Here is a 4,888-nt window from a genome sequence, read left to right as displayed (position 1 = left end):
TTTCTCATGCATAAGCTGATTCATATAGTCAATAAGTACAATACCATTATTAACTACAATACCAATAAGCACTATAACACCAATTCCACTGTATACACTTAAAGTCTGTCCTGTAATGAGAAGTAGTAAAAGCGAACCAGCAAAACCAAATGGTATAGCAAGAGCAATAACGAAAGGAGCTATATAAGATTCAAATTGGCTAGCCATAATAGCATAAACTAATACTAAAGCCAATATTAAAGCCTGTAATAATTGTCCAAATGCCTCTTGCATATCCTCATAATCACCAGAATAAACAATACTAAAACCAGCAGGCATAAATACTTTTTCATTAATAGCTTTTTGTACATCATTCATTATTTGGTTCATAGGTCTTCCATAACCTGCTGCTGTAATTGAAGTTATTCTACTGTCATTTTTTCTTTCTATCTCTGTAGGTGCAAAATCTTTATTAACATTAGCAATTGCAGATACAGGAACCATTCCAGAAGCTGTAGGTATAAGCATTCTGTTTACATCATCTATGTTTATTCTATCTCTTTCATTAAGCTGTACTATAACATCAATATCAGTAACTTCAGAGTTTTCAGGAGTCATTCTTGTAGCAGTAGTACCTCCGAAGCTTGTTTTTATAGAGTTAGCAACAGTATTAATATTAAGTCCCATTTTTGAAGCTAAATCTCTGTTTATAGTTACATTAAGCTCAGGACTAGAATCGCTTTTTTTCAAACGAACATCTCTAAGCCCAGGAACATCTTGTAAAGCAGCTATTATATTATTAGCTAATTCTCTAGCTCTTGTTAAGTCTTCACCAACTATATCAATATCTATACCACTTGAACTGCTGTTTCCACCTCCACGCATACTGCTTACGCTATCAACGTTAATTGTAGCAGGATATCCAGCTAATTTCTTTCTAACCATTTCAACATATTCTTCTGTCTCTACAGTTCTTCCTTCAGATTTGTCTATTAATTTAGCTCTTATTTGTCCTTTATTGGCATCAGAACCAGACCTTGCTCTTGACTGTATTCTGCTTAAGTCTTTTCCAATAACTTCTTCAACATCTTTTCTCATTCTATCTATAAATGAACCTGTTTGTTCTTTTCTTGTACCAATAGGCATTTGTATAGTTGCCATTAATTGACCTTCATCAGATTGAGGGAAACCTTCTTTACCTATAAATATTAATCCAACTATTATAACAGCAAATACAACGCTTATTACAGGAATTAATACTCTGTTTTTATGATTAACTGAGTAAGTTAATATTTTTTCGTATATATAATTAACTTTAGAGTGGAAATGTTTATCAAAAAATACTTCAAAACGATTGAAGAATTTAGACTTTTTAGTAGTTACTAATCTTGCACCAAGCATAGGTACTATAGTTAAAGCAACAGCTAAAGAAGCTATCATAGAAACTGTAACTGTAATACATAAATCTCTAAACATCTGACCAGTTTGACCTTCTACAAATAGGAAAGGCAAGAATACTGCTATTGTTGTAAGAGTAGAAGCAGATATTGCAAGTGCTACTGTAGAAGTACCGTCTATTGCAGAAGAGTATTTACCATAACCATTGTTTCGGTAATAGAATATATTTTCAAGTACAACAATTGAGTTATCTACCATCATACCAATACCAAGTACAAGTCCTGAAAGAGAGATAATATTTAATGTTGTACCAAAGAAATACATCAAAGTAAATGTTACAATTATAGACATAGGAATTGATATTGCTATTATAAGTACAGTTCTAACATTCCATAAATATATCATAAGAATAATAACAGCAAATAAACCTCCCTGCCAAGCAGTATCAAGTACACCTTTTATAGCATTATTAACGTTATCAGCACTGTTGAATAATACTTCATATTTTATGTCGCCAGGTAAGTTCAAACTGTCTAATCTTTTTTTAATAGCATCAGAAACGGCAACTGTATTAGCACCAGATTCTTTGTTTATAGAAACGTTAACAGCAGGAGTACCATTAACTTTTATAACATCTCCGTCTTCATCATAGCCCTCATAAACAGTAGCTAATTCTCTAAGTCTTATAGGAGTGTTATTATCTTTTAATGCCACTACAACGTTACCAATATCATCAACAGTTTTAAACTCACCAGTAGTTCTTAAAGTATATTTATAAACACCCTCATAAGTTTCACCGCCTGAAATGTTTTGGTTTTCCATAGCTAAAGTACTTACTATAGAGTTAATATCAAGACCATAAGCCTGAAGTCTGTTCATATCAACATCAACTTTAATTTGGCTTTTTAGTCCTCCTCTAATCTCAGCCATAGCAACACCGCCAACCTGCTCTATAGAAGTAAGTATCTGATTATCAACTAAATTGTATAATGCAGATAGGTTGTCAGTACCGTAGAAAGATATTTCCATAACAGGAATATTATCAGTAGAAAATTTATAAACAGCAGGGCTTTCAGCATCATCAGGCAAAGATTTTCTTATTCTGTCTATTGCCTCTCTTATATCCGCAGTAGCAGATGCCAAGTCGCTTCCCCAGTTAAACTCTATAAATACATTAGAATCTTCTTCCTCTGAAGATGAACTTACTTCTTTAATATTATTTACAGAAGAAACTGCAGATTCTATAAGTCTTGAAACAGATTTTTCTACTTCTTCCGGACCAGCATTATCATAAGTAGTTCTAATACTAATAAAAGGCAACTCCATATCCGGCAAAAAGTCTACAGGAAGCCTAGATAAACTTACAATACCAAGTATAACGACTGCCACTATTCCCATAAAAACGGAAACAGGTCTTTTTACTATTAATTCAATAAAACTTCTCATATATAAACCTCTCTAAAATACAAATAATAACTTTTATTTACCAACTGAGTAAATATCACTATTATTTGTTTGCTCAGTGTTTTTAACTACATCTTCATTATCGGCTGTATCTTTTTCTACTGTGTTTTTTATAACATTATTATTAGTGTTTTGAATAGCTGTGTTAGTTTGTGGTTTTACAGCTGTGTTTTGCTGAGTAGTTTTAGCAGCATTCGTATTATTTGCTAATAATGATGATGTTTTTGGTTTTGTTTGATTTGTAGTAGTTTGTTTTACAGTATTATTTTGTTTTGCTTGATTTACTTGAGTTGTTTGTTGTTTTATAGTATTGTTAGTGTTATTTACTATTTCATTTGTATTAACATTTTGCGGTGTAATATATTCTAATATTGTAGGGTCATTTTCTATTCTATTTACTAAAGAACCATCTTTTAAAAACTCTCTTCCAAACATTACAACTTCTTCACCATCTTCTAAACCGCCGCTTAAAGCAACTTTGTCTTTGGATCTAAATAATATATCAATTTCTCTTATATATGCTCTATATTGTTTATTAGTATTAGCTGCAGTTACATTTCCTTCTAAAGGAGGATTTTGAGAATTATCTTCTTTTACAACATAAATATAGTTTTTTCCTAAATCATCAGAGAATGTAGCACTATTTGGTATTACAAAAATATTATTAGCAGAGTTTAACAAAATTGATACATCAGAAAACATACCAGGTAAAAATAATCTGTCTTTATTGTCAATTAAAGCTTTTACCATTAATGTACGAGTTGAAGGATTAACAGCATAATCTTTTTTTGTGATTGTAGCTTCTACTTCTTTATTTGGAGAAGAAGGAATTCTAATTAGTACTTTTTGACCTAGTTCCACACCTGTAATAGAACGTTCTGGAACTTGTATTTCTACTTCTAATTTACTAATATCAGCAACATTAGCTATTGGTGTAGCAGCCGCTATAGAAGCACCAACTGCCATATATGTAGTAGTTACATAACCAGAAATAGGTGTTCTTGCCGGAGCATAAGCATAATTAGCACCAATTACAAATCTGTCTATTAATGCTATAGTATCTCCTTTGTTTACAAAACTTCCTTCATATTTTAGTATATTTGCGATTTTACCAGGTACATCTGATGATATCTCTACTTCTTTTATTGCTTTAATCTCAGCAGAAAGTTCTAAGTATTCTTCTAAAGACTGTCTTACTGGTGCGGCAACAAGTACACTTATAGGGTTTTCTTTTTTCTTAAGATCAACTTGTTTTTTACAAGAAATGGAAAATGTGCCTATTATTAAAATTGTAGAAAGTATTAAAATAATTTTTCTATATAGTATCATAGTTGTTTTCTCCTCAAGCTCCTAAAAGCTTTAATACTTGTAATGTACTTGAAAAATATTCATATATAGCTTGTAAATATGCAAGCTGTGCATTTAAGTATGTAAGTTCTGCATCACTTAGTTCTAATGTGGATATTGTACCGCCTCTATACTGTCTTTGTGCCATTTGTAAGGCATATGCAGCTGTTCTGGCATTTTCTGCTTGCGATTGTAATGTTAATTCTTGGGATTTTGCTGTAGAGATTAGGTTTCTGCTGTTTATCTCTATATTATCTCTTAATTGCTCATAACTTATTTCCATTTGTTCAATACTTAATTTAATCTCTTCTGCCGCTTTTGCTGTAGATGAGAATGGAAGTAATGAGTCAAGAGCATAATTTAGTGAAAATCCAACTCCCCAACTAAACTCTCCGCTTCTATCTTTATAAAACTCTTTATTATTATCTAATTTTAATTTATCTATTGTAGTAATTCCAACATTAGCATTTGCTGAAAAAGTTGGCCATAAATAACTTCTTGCTACTTTTCTATTATATTCTAGCATTTCTATATTATTAGCCATATTATTTAGTTCTATATTATTAGCCATTATCAAATCTAATATTACATTTATATCTAAATCTGGTAATGCTATCTTTGTAGCATCTAATATATTACCTATTAATTCCACATCATCAGATACATTCGTTAAACCTATTTGTCTTATAAATGTTAATTT

3 protein-coding genes are annotated in these 4,888 nt (G+C 31.1%); all 3 read right to left on the bottom strand.

Annotation, left to right across the window (positions count from 1 at the left end; translation table 11 throughout):
* Positions 1-2,823 (bottom strand): efflux RND transporter permease subunit (locus tag E6A48_RS08605; RefSeq protein ID WP_219709726.1); only part of this gene is annotated, 2,823 nt, incomplete at its 3' end.
* A gap of 33 nt (positions 2,824-2,856) precedes the next feature.
* Complete coding sequence (locus E6A48_RS08600) at positions 2,857-4,170, bottom strand: efflux RND transporter periplasmic adaptor subunit (RefSeq protein ID WP_258018584.1); 1,314 nt, start codon at positions 4,168-4,170, stop codon at positions 2,857-2,859.
* Positions 4,171-4,183: 13 nt separating this feature from the next.
* A partial coding sequence (locus E6A48_RS08595; RefSeq protein WP_219709724.1) for a TolC family protein occupies positions 4,184-4,888 on the bottom strand: 705 nt, incomplete at its 5' end.

The sequence above is a fragment of the Brachyspira pilosicoli genome (assembly GCF_019402445.1).
In the GTDB taxonomy this organism is placed as follows: domain Bacteria; phylum Spirochaetota; class Brachyspiria; order Brachyspirales; family Brachyspiraceae; genus Brachyspira; species Brachyspira pilosicoli_B.
The sequence above is the reverse complement of the archived record's forward strand: the minus strand, read 5'-3'. Positions and strand labels throughout refer to the sequence as shown.

Excerpts from the sequence above, each read along its gene's own strand:
- E6A48_RS08600 (WP_258018584.1), bottom strand. The coding sequence starts at position 4,170 with ATGATACTATATAGAAAAATTATTTTAATACTTTCTACAATTTTAATA.